We start from the raw sequence: 16,367 nt of genomic DNA, 5'->3' as shown, positions 1-16,367 counted from the left end.
TTTAAGATAAAGGGATGCGAATGGTAAAAATTGATCCATTTGGAAAATTGTTTTGAAGCGTAATCTCTCCATTGTGATTTTTAATGATGCCATGAACTACACTTAAACCAAGTCCGCAGCCATAATTGACAGGTTTGGTTGAAAAAAAAGGTTCAAATATTTTTTCTTTTATAGCATCCGGAATGCCCGTTCCTTGATCCTCTATTTTTAGATAAAGATTAGTCTCGTCATGATCTACTATTATCTTTATAGTGCTTTTTTCTGGCGAAGCATAAATAGCATTTATGAGCAGATTAAATAATACTTGAGTAAATTGAACCGAATCGACCTTTGCTACTATAGTGTCATCCTCAAAGATCAATTCATGTTTAATTGCTTTTTTCTGAAAGTTAGATTTTAGAAAAGACAAGGCAAAAACGATAATAGGTTTTAATTCTTGCAATTCTAATTTTTGAGGCATTTCGCAAGAAAAGAACATGAGTTTTTTGACTATCTCTCGAGAATAGATAACCGAATTAATGATAATATCAATATCAGCACTAATTTCGGGATCGGAATTTTGCTCTTTTATAAGTTCTGCAAAACCTAAAATATTACCTAATGGCGTATTTAGCTCATGTGCTATTCCTGCAGTCATTTCGCCAAGTAAGGAAAGACGTTCCATACGTTCTATGGTTCTTCTTAATACCGCTTTTTTTTCCAGTGTCTGAAACTTTTCAATATAATTTCCGATTTCTATTGCAATAGTATCTAGAAGTTTCTGCTCGTCTTCATTAAAATCATCCTGAGTATATTTTGCAGAGGGATAATGAACTTTAATATATCCAGAATCCATATCCTTAGTTTGCAGTATACTGCATTGAAAAATACTCGGATATTTTTTCTCAGATGTTAAAAGATGATAATCTAAAATATGAATTTCTACGACGGCATCAAGATTATAACGCCATGCCTTTTTTGTGCTAAAAATAATCTCATAAAGTGTTTGAATATGTATAGAATTAGATTTGGAAATAATCTTAGAAATTTCATAAAGACAAGCTAGTTCTTTAATTTTTTCTTTAAGATTTTCTTCTGTAAACTGTAAATTCATTGTAAGAAATTATTTGTTTTTCATTAAAAAATGGATCCAAAAGTAAAAAAATATTTTTGACTATATAATAAAAGAAAGTTAATTCTTAACTATTTGAAAATAAGATAAATAAGGTTTTTTATTATAGTCTTATTGTATTACTTTTTTAACTTTTAAGGGTATATTTTGAGAATGATTTTTTGTAAAAAAATGCCAATGTTCGGATGATAAACTATTAGAATTAAAATGCAATAAAGCCTTACAGAATATTTTTTTGAGAATACTGGTTTCTAATATTGTTTTTGTTATGAAGAAATAATTTGAAACCTCCGATGAGTGATAATTTTTTATAATGATATAAGATTATAAAATTACTCACAACTTAAAATCGAATAGAAAAACCATAAATATATATATAGGTTTTTTTTTATTAAATAAAAATAAAACTTTAACAGTTAGCGAGTTAGTATTTTATTATCTTTATAACTCTCTTAATTAAAGGGGAATGTTTTTATAAAATTTTTAGTCTTGATCGGCTCTAAAATTCCTCATTTAATTTATTTCAAGCCATTTAAATCAAATGCAAATCGCTAGATAGATTTGTTCATTTGTCTCGATTTCTTTATTACTCTCAAATTATTTGCCTTAAATCTTTTATTTCTCTTACAAATAAATTGATAACCCTAATATTTGACTTATGAAGAATAAATTACTCTCATTAATTTTATTTTTAGGTAGTTATGCAGCTTATTCTCAGGTTGGTATTGGAACACCAATGCCAAATACTTCTTCCCAATTAGAAGTTGTTGCTGCTGATAAAGGTGTGTTAATTCCTAGAGTTAATTTAAAAAACTCTACAGACGGTACTACAATTGCTAATGGCAATGTGAATAGTTTATTAGTCTTTAATGCAGCAACAATTTCAGATATTACACCAGGATATTACTATTGGTATAATAATAAGTGGAATAGAATTGTAATATCAAGTGAAGTAACCTCAAATCCTGGAACAGTTATTTATAATCCCATTAATCAACAATTTACTTACATTGATTCTTCAGGAAATTCGCAAGTTATCGATATAAGTGCAATCGTAAAAGCAAATGAAACCATTACCTCACTTGTTAATAATGGCGGAGGTTCTTATACGTATACCAATGAAGCGGGTACAGCTGTCAATATTGATATTGTTGGCGATGTCACAACTAATTTCAGTACGATTGTAAACAATCCCGCCGTAACCAATATCATTCAGGATATCGTCAACAAAACAGAAGGGAATGTCACTTTTAACTCTACAACAAATCAGTTTAGTTACGTTGATAATTCAGGCAATACACAAATTATTGATATTAGCACTATTGTAAAAGCTAACGAAACAATAACTACGTTAGATAAAGATGCAGCAAATAATGGTCTATATACCTATACAAGCGAGAATGCCACTACAACTACAATTGATATAGTTGGTGATGTAATAAACAATGCCAATACAATCTTAAATACCCCTAGTTTTATTACTCAATTGACTAACATTATTAAAACAAATGAAACGCTTACAAGTCTAACATATGATGGTGTAGCGAATACTTTAACTTATATAGATGAAAAATCTACGCCATACACCATTAATTTATTGGATTTAGTAGGTGATGCAGAAACCCAAACGACATTAGTTTACGATCAAATAGCGAAAACCTTAACCTATAATGGTGAAAGTGGAACTCCAACAGTAATTAATTTGGTTGATTTAGTTGGTGATGCAGAAACAGTCACAACAATAACTCCTGTTGTAACAACTGGAAATAGTATAGCTACATATAATAACGAGGCTGGTACAGCAGTAGATATTAAAGAAACTGTAACAGCCCAAAGTCAAAATCTAGCAACGGGAGCCATAACTTTTACTAATGAAGCTGGAACAGCACTCACATCTAATGTCATTAGTTCTGATCCTGCTAATATAATTATTGCTGGTAGCGATGGAGGAGCTTTATTGACCCCTACCGCTATTACAAATTTAACTACAGTTTCTAATACATCAGTAGTAAATAATTTAACTACAACAGTAAATGGAGTAACAGGAACTGCTGTACCCATTATTAACAGCAACGAAATCTCATTGACAGGAGCAAGTTTAACCACAACCGTAAATGGGGTAGCGAGTACTGCATTAGATTTGACTCCAATTATTACAGCGGGTACAACCAATGCTTTGAGCTTGGCAGGCAACACTTTGACCTCAAATGTAAATGGAGTTTCTACTACTTCAGATGCTGTAAGCGGTGTTTCAAATGCTTCAGCCATAAATACTGCGACAGTAACAGTAAATGGAATAACCAGTACAGGTGCTCCAATTATTAACAGCAACGAAACGACATTAACAGGAGCGAGTTTAACCACAACCGTAAATGGGGTAGCGAGTACAGCATTAGATTTGACTCCAGCAATTACAGCAGGAACAACCAATACTCTAGGTTTGGCAGGCAATACTCTGACCTCTAATGTAAATGGGGTTTCTACAACTTCAGATGCTGTTAGCGGTGTTTCTAATACATCGACAGTAAATGATTTAACTACAACAGTAAATGGAGTAGCAGGAACTGCTGTGCCAATTATTAACAGCAACGAAATCTCATTGACAGGAGCAAGTTTAACTACGACCGTAAATGGGGTAGTGAGTCCTGCACTAGATTTGACTCCAGCTATTACAGCGGGGACAACCAATACTTTAACAGCTGTAAATGGTGACTTAATCTCAACAGTAAATGGCGTAGCAACTGTACCTGTTCCAATAGTAATATCATCTGATAATGGATTAACTACAACAAACGGTAACGTTCAATTAGGAGGAGCCCTGATAACTCCAACAACAATAACTACTGGTCCTGTTAATACTTTAGCCGTAACAGGTTTACAAACCGGAATAGTAAATGATAATATAGTAGTTGTAGATCCGAGTGGTGTTTTAAAAACAATAGCTTCTACAGCTTTGAATGAAAATAATTGGCATTTATTGGGTAATAGTGGAACTGATCCATCCATTAATTTTTTGGGAACAACAGATGATAAAGATTTAGTTTTCAAAAGAGATAACGAGCCCGCAGGTTTGCTTAATCGTAACAATACATCTTTTGGAGTATTCGCTTTAAATATTGCTTCTACAGGAGTTGGTAATGTTGCAATGGGGAGATATTCTCTTTTTAGCAATACATCTGGATTTTATAATACAGCAATTGGTGAAAATGCTTTATACAATAATACAACTGGTGCAGAAAATACTGCATCTGGACATTTAGCACTTATTAATAGTACTACGGGTAATTTTAATACTTCTTCAGGATACGGATCTCTCTCTAGCAATACAATTGGTAACAGAAATACTGCATTAGGTAATGGTGCTGGTAACAATAATACCGAAGCTTCAAATAATACATTTCTTGGTGCTGGTTCAAATTTAAGTACTTCAGGATTAAATATAACCAATGCAACCGCTGTAGGGTATAATGCAAAAGTAGCGACAAGTAATAGTTTAGTTTTAGGAGGTATTGCAACTGATGCTGTAAATGTTGGTATTGGAGTGGATACACCTACAAATACTTTACACATAAAACCGTTAACTGGTTTAAATCCTATTCGCGTAGAAGGACTGCAAGCTAGCGTGTCTGGAACCGACAACATCGTGGTAACTGATGCAACAGGTGTTTTTAGAACAGTAACTCCAAGCTCTTTAATTCCCGCTACGACAGTATCAAACACTTCAACATTAAATAATTTGAGTACTACTGTAAATGGAGTAACAGGAACAGCAGTAAATATCATTAATAGTAATGCAATTTCACTAACAGGAGCAAGCTTGAGTACAACTGTAAATGGAGTTGTAAGTACATCATTAGATTTAACTCCAGCTATTAAGGCAGGTGAGACCATAACAACCATAACTCCCATTGTAAATTCGGGAAGTGTAATTGCTACTTATACTAATGAAGCTGGCGGAACCCCAGTTGATATTCAACAAACCGTAACAAAACAAACTCAGGATGTAGGAACAGGAATTATAAACTTTATTAATGAAGAAGGTTTATCTGTTGATTCACATGTTATAAGTGCTGACGTTGGTAATATAATCACTGTTGGGACCGATGGGGGAGCTTTATTAACTCCTACAGCATTAACAGCTGCAACGACTAATACTTTGACAGCAATAAATGGAGACCTTATTTCTACAGTTAACGGAGTAGCAACAACTCCTGCTGTTCCTGTATTAATCACTGCAGATAATGGGCTAACAGCAACAAACGGAAATGTGCAATTGGGTGGAAATCTTACTATTCCAACTACAATTACTACAGACTCTGCAAATACCTTAGCTATTACGGGCTTAATGCATGGAGACCCAATGAATGAAATTTTGGTTACTGATCCTATAGGAATCATAAGAACTATTAAACCCGTTGAACTAAATATGAATGATTGGAGCATTAATGGAAATATGGGAATACAGTCTCAATTTAATTTCTTGGGTACTCTTGATGATGCTAATTTAGTTTTTAAAAGAAATAACACTCCAGCTGGAAGAATTGAAACAGACAATACCGCTTTTGGGGTTAATGCATTAAATACCACTTCCACAGGAGTTCGAAATGTTGCAATGGGAACATCTGTCCTTCCTGTAAATACTACAGGGGAATCTAACACTGGGTTAGGGAATTATACCCTTTATAGCAATACAACAGGATCTAATAATACAGCATTAGGAACTTATGCTCTGTCTACGAACACAACAGGAGATTTTAATACCGCAACTGGACTTCTTGCCATGCAGGAAAATGCATCAGGAAATCATAATACCACAGTAGGTTATTCAGCACTTGCAAGTAATCAAACAGGAAGTAACAATACAGCGGTGGGTTCTGTTGCTGGTGGTATTGGTGGATTTAATGGATCCAATAATACATTTATTGGTAGTAATGCTAATCCAACAAATGGCAACCCTGTAAATAATTCCACAGCTATTGGAAATAATTCAAAGGTAGCAACCAGCAATAGTTTGGTGTTAGGAGGTATTGCGGCCGATGCTGTAAATGTTGGTATTGGCATTGATGCTCCGACAAACACTTTACACGTAAAACCCTTAACTGGTGTAAATCCTGTTCGCTTCGAAGGTTTGCAACCGAGTATTTCAGGTACTGATAATATTGTCGTAGCAGATGCAACTGGCATATTAAGAACGGTAACGCCAAGTTCCTTAATTCCTGCTACTACTGTGTCAAACTCCTCAGCATTAAATAGCTTGAGTACCACAGTAAATGGGGTAACAGGAACTTCTGTGAATATTGTAAATAGCAATACAACATCACTTACGGGAGCTAGTTTGACTACAACAGTAAACGGAATAGCTAGCACGCCACTAGACCTAACTCCTGCAATTAAGGCTAGCGAAACCGTAACTACAGTAAATCCAATTGTAACTACTGGAAACATTATCGCGACCTATACCAACGAGGCAGGGGGCACACCTGTTGAAGTAAAAGAAACAGTTACGACATTAAGTTATAACAGTACTTTAAATACCTTGAATTATGTAGGGGAAGGTACTTCTACAGCTATAGACTTAGTTGATTTAGTTAATAATACGATTGTAAAGTCAGATATAACTACTACAACTCCTGCTACAGTTTTAGCGGTAACAGGTACAGGAGCATCTTTGGCTGCAGCGACGGTTGATATAGTTCCTTCAACGATTGAAGGTGATGTGTTAACAACGACGGCGACAGGCGTAGAATGGAAAACTCCTGCTAAACCAAATGTTTTAGGTATTAAAATTACTTCTGGAGATTACACATTAGTTGATGATGACTATACAATTATTGCCAAAAATTTAACGAGTGACATTACGCTTACACTTCCAGATGCTACAACAAATACAGGTAGAATTTTAGTATTTAACCAAAATACAGTATCATCAGGAGGCACAGCTGTGGTAGTTAATTTTAATGTTCCGGTAGTGTATTCTGATACAGCCTCCTATCCATATATTGCATCAAGTGTATTTGGCGGCGCTACAGGTGGAAGCTTAAAAATTACTTTGCAGTCAGACGGAATAAACTGGTATGTAATAAATTATACAATGTAATAATTATACATAATCAATATAAAATATTGTATCAAAGCTTATTAAATAATGATAAAAATAAGGACTATGAAAAGAATAATTTTTACTCTACTATTAATTTTTAGTTTTATTAATACTTTCAGCCAAATAAATGAACCAGTAGTAATTGGAGGTCAACAAAAAGGAGATCCGAATGCAACCTTAGAAATACTTTCTAAAAACGGGACAAAAGGTTTTATGCCTCCTCGCTTAAGCCAGGTTCAAATTAATGCATTACAAACATCATTGACAGCTGATAACAACGGATTAACAGTTTATAATACAGATGAAAAATGTCTGCAATCATGGAAAGGAGACACTTGGACAGAATGTAATCCGGTACTTATTGCCAAGTTTACATTTGACTGTGCTAATGCAAAAGCCGTAGGGAATTATTATAAAGACACACCCGTTACTAATGATGAGTATTTAGAACTTCCTGTTATAGCGACCAAAGCAGGGTCTTATACCTTTGTAGCTGAAACACAAAATGGTGTCCGTTTTTTTCTATCTTCAATTATTAGTACAGCAAGTCCAACGACTCAGATTATTAAAATTCCAGCTTTTGGGACACCAACTTCAACGGGAAATTTCAATTATAATTTATTAGATCAGTCTGGTTCGGCTGTATGTACTTTTCCAATTACAGTAACTGAAAACAATGCTGAATTTAATATAAATTGTAGTGAATCAGAAGTTATAGGTGATTTTAATGAAGGAAAACAAGTAACTATTAAAGATCAAATAATTCTAAAAATAAATGTTACTAAAGCAGGTAATTATACTTTTAAAACAGCTTTAAAAAACGGAATTTCATTTTCAGCAACTGGTTTTTTTACCTATCCAGGGGAACAAATTGTAACGCTGCGCCCAAGTGGTATTCCAACATGGAACGCTCCTGATGGTATTATATCTTTTGATATTTTAGATAAAGATGGTATTTCTTATGGTTGCACGATAAATGTGCCTGTAACAAGTGCTAGTGCTGCATTTGATATAGTGAATTGTACTAATGATGTAACTGTTGAGGGCGATTATTCAGTAGGAAAACAAACAACCTCTCTTAATTACATTGAACTGAAATTAAATGTAACAAAACCCGGCCCGTATGCAATTGAAACGGAAGATAAAAATGGTCTGTCTTTTAGGGTCTCAGGCACATTTGAAAAAGCAGGATTGCAGACAATACAAATACCAGCAAGCGGAACGCCAGACATAGTAGGTACAATTGTATTTAATCAATTTAAAGAATTAGTTTCTGGAACAATACTTTGCCCTACTGTTTCCGTAGTAGTTCAGGATGTTATCGGATGTTTTGCTGTCGTTTCTTCTCCAACAGGTAATCAAATCGGTACATGGACAGCTAATGTGCCGTTAACAGGTGCGCAGTATTCAGTAACCTTAACCGCAATTTCGATAGGTCCTTACACATTACAAGCAACGGGATCAGGTATTACATTGTCAGCTTCAGGAACTATTCCTGCACCTGGCACACAAAATATTACAATTACTTTTAATGCAACTGGAATACCTGAAACATCTGGGACAGTTCCTTTGGTTATTAAAGGAAGCTGTGGAGATGTAACAACAATCAATTTAACAATTGGAGTTGGCCCCGGTGATCAGACTAATCCTGGTAAAAGCTGTAAAGATATTTTATTGGCGACCTCAAATACAGCAAAGGACGGAGAATATTGGATAAATCCGCTTACTCCTGGACCATCTGGAGCAGGTTCAGCATATAAAACATTATGCGATATGACAGGCGGAGGTTACACCTTGATATATTCATTTTCTGAAGATGTAAACTGGAATAAATATACTTGGACAGGATATGTTGAATATTATGGAGACTACACTAATTTAAATGTAAGCAACTATCGAACCAGTTCAGGTAGTTATAGCCAAAATGGATACCAGTATTTAACAACTGGAGGTGTTATAAAATATGACGAATTCAGAATCCCTACATCACATATGCTTGCTATAAATACAGGTGCTGGCGAGTATAAATTACGAGTGGCTTCAAATGCGGGTAAAGGTAATATTGCTGATGCACGCGGTAGCACGAATTATGTGACATTCTCAACAGTTTCAGGGGCAGATCCAAAAGTAAATGCAACTATAGCACGTGGTGTTAACGGTGAAGGAATGATAGCTGGGGTTCCGTTTACAATGACAGCAAGTGCAAACAATACTAAAGGTGCAGGAACATACAATGGTGTATCTGGACATTCGTTTCAATTAGTGCAAAGTACAGAAGCAATGCGAATTAGTTGGTTTGGAAACCCTAATGTGGCAAATGCAAATGTGTGGGTCAATTTATTTGGTTACTTCGATGGAGATAATGACACAAGCAGAGGAGCTCAATTAAACGATCATTTTCAAAAATGCGTAAATGGTGCGAATATTTGTAAATCTGATGGGAATCAGACTAGAACAGGTAATAATTATGTAATGCAATATTTTTTAAGATAAAGTAATCAGATCATTATCGAAATAGCGCGAGATTAAATATTGTTTGCTTTTCTTTTTGTTACTAAATGATGTAATTAAATCGTAACAATTTTTATTATGTATATAATCAGGTTTATTATATGGTTCGAAATATTAATTGCTATTGCAAGTACAACTAATGCGCAATCATCAGTAGTTTTAGAAAGCACACAATTGAAAAAAGGAGATATATGCATTTTTTACGGGTATCTAAATGGTAATATAACAAGAGGAGATACTATTTTGATACAAACTGCAGGAAGATTAGAATTTTCAGCCAAAACACCTTTTTCAGAAGGCCAGTACATTTTGCAAACGCCTAAACAAATTCATAATGGAATAATAGAATTGTTAATTGAAAAAAATAAAAGTAATGTTTTAACAATATCTCATGATACATTATACAATTCTATTTTATTTAAAGATAATCCTGTCAATGGAGTTTATTCAGCTTATTTAGGTTCAATCAGGGCGACAGAAAATCAAATCCAAAAATTATATGATGAGGTTAATTTAACCACTTCTCTAGTAAATAAAGAGAAAATTAGTAAAGAGATCAAAGAACATCAAAAGCGGTTATATGATTTAGAAATTAGCATTATAAAAAGATTCCCAAACACACTTTTATCCGCTATTGTCTCTTGTAATAATTTGCCATTAATGACTGGGAGTATTTTAGATAATTATATGTCTGATCCTAATTCGGCACTATACAAGCAAACAACGAAATTTCTACGTGATAATTATTTTAAGGGAGTCGATTTTCAAAGTGATGTTTTGTTGAATACTTCTTTAGTGCCATTAAAAATAAAAAAATATATTTCGCTATTTGATAAAAATGATCCCGAATTAGATGATGTAGTAAAAGAATTATTGCAAAAAAGTGCTGTAAACCCTTTAATGTATCAGGTTGTTTCAGATGCTTTATATACAAATTTTCATCAATCGGTTTATACGAATAACAATGAAAATATTATGGTTGATATTTTAAAAAATGCTGAACAACAATCCTTTGTTCCAGATTGGAAAAAGCAATCTATAACGCAGCAAATTTTAATTTATCAAAAAAACAAAGTCGGAACTCAAGCGACTAATCTCAATTTAAAAGATTTTATAGACAAAGAATATCTATTAAATAATGTAAAATCAAAATACACTATTTTATATTTCTATGATCCGGAATGTTCTAATTGTTCTGAAATTACACCAAAAATAAAAGGATGGTTTTATGCAGATGGACCTAAAGATGCTACTGTACTAGCAATCTATATTAATCAGGATGAACAAGAATGGAGTAAATATGTAAGGGAAAATACTTATCCACCCAGATGGATTAACTTATGGGACAAGAATGAATCTGATAATATGCGTGAAAAATATTGGATAGAAAGTCTTCCTGCAATTTATGTACTCGATGAAAATAAGAAAGTGGTTTTGAAGAATGCCAACTTTAGGCAATTGTTAAAGTATTTTTCTACGTAATAATTCTAAATATCAAAAGATATTAAAAAGATAAACAATACAGTGAAGTGAACTTTTAGTCATAATATAAATTAAAAAGAGATGATCAAAATTTATATAAAAGTAATTATTGTATCAATATTGATTATTGGTAAACTATCAGCGCAAACGATCAATACGGGAGATTTATCTATTGCACCAAATACGGAATTTTCGACCTTATTTGACTTTGATAATAAAACCAGTGGTGACTTACTAATTGATGGCAGTTTTATTGCTTATGCCAATTTTAATAATGACGGACTAGTTACTTACACTAATTCGAGTAACGGAAAAACTTATTTCATAGGAACGCAACAACAACTAATTTCAGGGACACAAATATCACATTTTCAGAATGTTATTTTTGAAAACACATCGGAATTAGTTCCTTTTCATTTAAAAACAGCAATTCAAGTGGGCAATAATTCTCAATTTAAAACAGGAATTATAAATGCTGATAGCTATAATGGAAAGATGATTTTTGACCAAAATGCTTTTCATACTGATGCCAGTAATTTGAGTTTTGTCGATGGAAAAGTAGAAAATATTGGGAATTTAAATTTTGAATTTCCTATTGGAGACAATTTTTACTTCAGACCATCTTATCATGATAAGGGAGCGAATACAAACAATGTTTATACCACTCAGTACTTTTTTGAAAATGCAGGAAGTCTTCATCCTTATACCAATAAAGAAGAGACAATTCTGTCTATCGATGAGGCGGAGTATTGGAATTTAACACAAGACCAAGGAGCAGAAAAAATTATCTTAAGCTTAACGCTTGATACGCATACAACTCCTGCTTCCTTCTTTGTAGAAAATCCGGATACTGAATTAGCAATAGTCCGTTGGGATGATACTACATTAAAGTGGGTAAGCGAAGGAGGAAAGACCACAGATCTTCTTACGGGAGCAGATTATTCTAAATTAGTTACGACTCAGGTAGGAGGTTATGGACTTTTTACAATTGCAATTGTAAAAAAAACAATCACTCCAGATTCAGATCTAATTATTTACAATGCTGTATCACCTAATGGTGACGGGATTAATGACAGCTTTTATATAAAAGGAATTGATAAATATCCAGACAACCGTGTAGAGATATACAATCGCTGGGGAGTAAAAGTATATGATGCCACATCCTATAATGAAAACGATGTGATGTTTAAAGGATATTCTGACGGACGAAGTACAGTAAAGAGAGGGGAAGGATTGCCGGCAGGAACCTATTTTTATGTTCTAAAATACAACAAAAACAATACAATAATTGAAAATACAGGTTACTTATATATTGCAAATGATAAATAAGATTCTTGATATGAAAATAAAACTACATTTTTTTGCCATTGTGCTTATAGCCATTACAGGCTATGCACAGCAAGATGCACAATATACGCAGTACATGTACAACACTATTAATATAAATCCAGCCTATGCGGGATCACGTGGTGTTTTGAGTATTTTTGGACTCTATCGAACGCAGTGGGTTGGTCTTGATGGAGCACCCGAAACAAGCAGTTTTTCTATTAATACTCCAATTAACAGCAGTAGACTTGGTGTTGGACTTTCTTTAGTAAATGATAAAATTGGCCCTACAAACGAGAACAATATATCGGCAGATATTTCTTATACCATACAAACTTCACCCGATTTTAAACTTTCTTTTGGAATTAAAGGAACGGCTAATATCTTTAATCTCGATATCAACAAGCTGAATCCTGAGGATCAGGGAGATCCACAATTTCAGGATTTAGACAATAAGTTTTCGCCCAATGTTGGAGCCGGTATCTACTGGCATTCAGACAAAGCCTATATCGGATTTTCAGTTCCTAATTTTATTGAAACCAATCGATATGATGATAATGATGTCGCAATCTATAAAGACAAGATTAATTACTATTTAATGGGAGGTTATGTCTTTAATCTGGATAGATACCAATATTACAAATTCAAACCTGCCGTACTGGCAAAAATGGTACAAGGAGCGCCTCTTCAAGTTGATATTTCTGCCAATTTTATGTTTATTGACCGATTTGTTGTTGGTGTTGCATACAGATGGAGTGCCTCATTAAGTGCCATGGTCGGATTTCAAATCACAGAGGGACTGTATTTGGGTTACGGATATGACCGCGAAACCACACACCTGAATAATTACAATTCAGGGTCACACGAGATATTCTTGCGCTATGAGTTCTTTAAAAACAACGGAAAAATGACAACTCCTCGTTTCTTCTAAAAAAAGTATTATTAAGAATTATACAATCTTCTGCTTCATAATTTTTTGAGTCTATTGGCAAGAGAATTCACCAGATCTGTAGAAGAGATGAACTGCAGATTGTATTGTACTGCGCATGCTAATACCCAGATGAACGATTCCAATGTAGAATGTATTTTTCATAATGGATATAGTAACTAAAGTATTTTTTGCACAAAAAAAAATAAGGCTGTAGCAAATATGAATTAAGCTCAGCCTTATTAAAATCAATTATTGAGCAGTTACACTGCTGATTGCCTCTTTTAGTGCTTTGGCAGCAGCGGCTGGATCTTCAGCGCCATATATAGCACCGCCCGCTACAGCTACATCTGCACCAGCAGCTACAACATCTTTTATCGTATCGATGTTAACACCACCTGCTACAGAAAAGGGAACTTTTGCTTCTCTTCCTTCAGCAATTAGCGTTTGTACAGAATATCCTGGTAATGCCTGTTCATCAAGACCAGCGTGTAATTCAACAAAAGCCACTCCAAATTCAGTTACTTCTTTTGCTCTCTGTACTCTGTTTTTAACACCAATAGTATCCACTACAACCTGTTTTCCATATTTCTTTGCTGCTTCCACAGCACCTTTTATGGTTGCATCATCTACAGTACCCATAACGGTAACTAGATCAGCACCAGCTTTAAAAGCTATTTCTGCTTCCAGAGCACCAGTATCTGCAGTTTTCATATCTGCAAAAACTAGTTTGTCAGGAAAAGCAGCTTTCATAGCTGTTACAACTTTAAGGCCTTCAGCTTTAATAAGGGGCGTACCTAATTCTATAATATCTACATAAGGTGCTACTTTGCCTGCAAGTTCTAATGCTGCCTCTGTAGTAAGTAAATCAATTGCGACTTGTAATTTTGTCATTTCAAAATGTTTAAAAAAAATTAATTATAAAAAGTTATTCCAGGTTAGCATGTTTAGGCCAGAGGTCTTCCTTGGTTAGGCCAGATTCCTGCCATAGGCTCATAAAAATACTCTCAAGTATAAACAGTGTAAATTGTTCAAAAAGACTTCCTGCGTATTGTTTGGAAACTGATATGCCGAAATCTGTTTTTGTTGCAGCATTCACTAGCAGTATATTATCTGATGATTGTGCCAGTCTGCTTTTTGCGTCGGCTGTAATTGCGATAACTTTTGCCTTTTGTGTTTTTGCTTTTTCGACGGCTGAAAGCACAGATGAGGTAGTTCCAGATCCAGAAGCTACCAGCAGAAGGTCTCCTTCAAGAATTGCAGGTGTTACAATTTCTCCTACAACATAGACATGGTAGCCTAAGTGCATAAATCGCATTGCAGCCATTTTTAATGCCAGTCCGCTTCTTCCGGCTGCTATGATAAAGATTCGTTTTGCAGCTTTAATTTCATGAATCAGAACATCTATTTCCTGCTGATTAATCTGGTCTGCTAATTTTAGATTTTCGTTTAAAATAGTCTCTAGGTTTTCCTTTGTAGAATTTTTTTTATTCATCTGTTTGTTTTTAAGTATCGAGACCAGCCTGTTTTTGCAAAATTGTTAACAGGATAGGATTATTTTAGTGATGATTTTTGAATTTATTATGGACTTTTTATCCCAATCCAATTGAATTAAACAGCGTTATTTCTGGATATTTTTTTAAGTTTTTATAGAACTATACTAAATTCTGATTGCTGATGCAAAGATAAATCAGCAGAGAGGGGAAGGTGTTATACATATGAGACAACGCGGTATAAATTTGCGCCGGTTTTATCCAGAACAGCGCTATAAAATTAGCTTCAGAAAACTGCGTGAATCTGGATTCAATAATTACTTAATGGATCAAACTTATTTAACTTTCCAAAGCACAATAAAAGAATTGATCAATCTCATAAAAATATTTTTCTTGAGTTTTGAGCATAGGCCATTTTTCTATTAAAGAAATAGATTCAAAATATAAATTATTGTAGAATAAGGTAAAAGAAAAAGTGCGTTATCGTTAGCACTGTTTAGCTGTATGCGCTCAGATCTATGATATAAAAAGAATACTATGCATTATAAATTTGTGCCAGTTCGTTTTGAAGTTCTGTCGGTGTTTCTTTGAGTTTTGATTTCACAAATTTATTTAATGCAGACGGAGAACTAAAGCCGAGATCAAATGCAATTTCTTTATGGGAAAGATCAGAAAACAGCAGCTGTCTTTTTATTTCTTTTAGGATTCGATTATGTATGGCGTTAATTGCTGTTTCTGCGCAGTGTTTTTTCGTGATATCATTAAGTTTTTTTGGGGAAATGCCAAGTTCAGATGCATAATATTGTACTGTACGCTGGCTTTTAAATTGTTCATTTAGCAGTTTTTTAAAACCGATATAAAGATGCTGATTGGTCTTTTGGTGCAATACGGGATGCTGGCCATGAACCGATTCAATAAGTCCCAGCAGCAATATCTTAATGTAAAAACGAGCCTGCTCTTTTCTCACAAGACTCGGATTGTTATAAATAACTCGGATGTGTTCAATAAGTGATAATGCTTGTATGAACTCTTCCTTAGAAAGTGCACTGCAGTTTAGATTTGCCGATAGGTTTACATTATAAGGACTTAATTCATTTTTCAATATATCAGAGCAGAACAATAATTCTTCAAATAATATTATTTTGCCTTTAAGGTCAGTGCTGGGGTTGGATATAAAGTTAATCTGGCCAGGGAAAACAATTGATATTTTTTCAGATTTTAAATTAAAAACTTTTTCTTCAATTTGGATGTCAATTTTTCCAGCCTCAACTATTAAGATGTAAAAATGGTCATTTTTATGCGGTTTTAGATATTCGCTGATATTGAGATCGTTTATTTCAAAAACTCGAAAAGATAGATTCGTATCCTCCTGCTTCTGGATGTTATGTGTAAGCTTAAACCGTTTTAAATCCATTT

9 protein-coding genes are annotated in these 16,367 nt (G+C 34.0%); 5 read left to right on the top strand and 4 right to left on the bottom strand.

All coding sequences use genetic code 11. The features are described 5' to 3' along the window. Window position 1 precedes the first annotated feature (1 nt). Complete coding sequence (locus AC3Y25_RS21425) at window positions 2-1,093, bottom strand: sensor histidine kinase (RefSeq protein WP_489904149.1); 1,092 nt, start codon at window positions 1,091-1,093, stop codon at window positions 2-4. A 676-nt stretch (window positions 1,094-1,769) separates the two neighbouring features. Here AC3Y25_RS21425 and AC3Y25_RS21420 point away from each other — a divergent pair. The 5 genes from AC3Y25_RS21420 (at window position 1,770) to AC3Y25_RS21400 (ending at window position 13,461) form a co-directional block, all read left to right on the top strand. Beyond that, window positions 1,770-7,208, top strand: a complete 5,439-nt coding sequence (locus tag AC3Y25_RS21420; RefSeq protein WP_489904148.1) for a beta strand repeat-containing protein — start codon at window positions 1,770-1,772, stop codon at window positions 7,206-7,208. Between the two features lie 66 nt (window positions 7,209-7,274). Further along, the gene (locus tag AC3Y25_RS21415) at window positions 7,275-9,704 is read left to right on the top strand and encodes a phage tail-like protein (RefSeq protein ID WP_489904147.1); all 2,430 of its coding nucleotides are present in this window, start codon (window positions 7,275-7,277) and stop codon (window positions 9,702-9,704) included. A gap of 192 nt (window positions 9,705-9,896) precedes the next feature. After that, window positions 9,897-11,204: a thioredoxin family protein gene (locus AC3Y25_RS21410; protein ID WP_489904146.1), complete on the top strand. Its 1,308-nt coding sequence runs from the start codon at window positions 9,897-9,899 to the stop codon at window positions 11,202-11,204. Window positions 11,205-11,285: 81 nt separating this feature from the next. Further along, window positions 11,286-12,533, top strand: a complete 1,248-nt coding sequence (locus AC3Y25_RS21405; protein ID WP_489904145.1) for a T9SS type B sorting domain-containing protein — start codon at window positions 11,286-11,288, stop codon at window positions 12,531-12,533. A gap of 10 nt (window positions 12,534-12,543) precedes the next feature. Further along, window positions 12,544-13,461 carry a PorP/SprF family type IX secretion system membrane protein gene (locus AC3Y25_RS21400; protein ID WP_489904144.1) on the top strand — a complete coding sequence of 306 codons (918 nt, stop codon included), beginning with the start codon at window positions 12,544-12,546 and terminating at the stop codon, window positions 13,459-13,461. A 249-nt stretch (window positions 13,462-13,710) separates the two neighbouring features. Here AC3Y25_RS21400 and hxlA read toward each other — a convergent pair whose 3' ends face one another. The 3 genes from hxlA to AC3Y25_RS21385 all read right to left on the bottom strand — a co-directional run bounded on the left by hxlA (window position 13,711) and on the right by AC3Y25_RS21385 (window position 16,365). Further along, window positions 13,711-14,352, bottom strand: coding sequence for a 3-hexulose-6-phosphate synthase (gene hxlA, locus AC3Y25_RS21395; protein WP_095931786.1), 642 nt, complete (start codon window positions 14,350-14,352; stop codon window positions 13,711-13,713). Between the two features lie 34 nt (window positions 14,353-14,386). Then, entirely contained in the window at window positions 14,387-14,953 is a 567-nt protein-coding gene (gene hxlB / locus AC3Y25_RS21390; protein WP_489904143.1) for a 6-phospho-3-hexuloisomerase, read from the bottom strand. Between the two features lie 533 nt (window positions 14,954-15,486). Continuing rightward, window positions 15,487-16,365, bottom strand: a complete 879-nt coding sequence (locus AC3Y25_RS21385) for a helix-turn-helix domain-containing protein (RefSeq protein ID WP_489904142.1) — start codon at window positions 16,363-16,365, stop codon at window positions 15,487-15,489. Window positions 16,366-16,367: the final 2 nt, after the last annotated feature.

The organism is Flavobacterium sp. LK-23 (assembly GCF_058135255.1).
The sequence above is the reverse complement of the archived record's forward strand: the minus strand, read 5'-3'. Positions and strand labels throughout refer to the sequence as shown.

Bases quoted from the DNA above. Each gene is read 5' to 3' on its own strand.
- AC3Y25_RS21425 (WP_489904149.1), bottom strand. From the start codon at position 1,093: ATGAATTTACAGTTTACAGAAGAAAATCTTAAAGAAAAAATTAAAGAA.
- AC3Y25_RS21420 (WP_489904148.1), top strand. From the start codon at position 1,770: ATGAAGAATAAATTACTCTCATTAATTTTATTTTTAGGTAGTTATGCA.
- AC3Y25_RS21415 (WP_489904147.1), top strand. From the start codon at position 7,275: ATGAAAAGAATAATTTTTACTCTACTATTAATTTTTAGTTTTATTAAT.
- AC3Y25_RS21405 (WP_489904145.1), top strand. From the start codon at position 11,286: ATGATCAAAATTTATATAAAAGTAATTATTGTATCAATATTGATTATT.
- AC3Y25_RS21400 (WP_489904144.1), top strand. From the start codon at position 12,544: ATGAAAATAAAACTACATTTTTTTGCCATTGTGCTTATAGCCATTACA.
- hxlA (WP_095931786.1), bottom strand. From the start codon at position 14,352: ATGACAAAATTACAAGTCGCAATTGATTTACTTACTACAGAGGCAGCA.
- hxlB (WP_489904143.1), bottom strand. From the start codon at position 14,953: ATGAATAAAAAAAATTCTACAAAGGAAAACCTAGAGACTATTTTAAAC.
- AC3Y25_RS21385 (WP_489904142.1), bottom strand. From the start codon at position 16,365: ATGGATTTAAAACGGTTTAAGCTTACACATAACATCCAGAAGCAGGAG.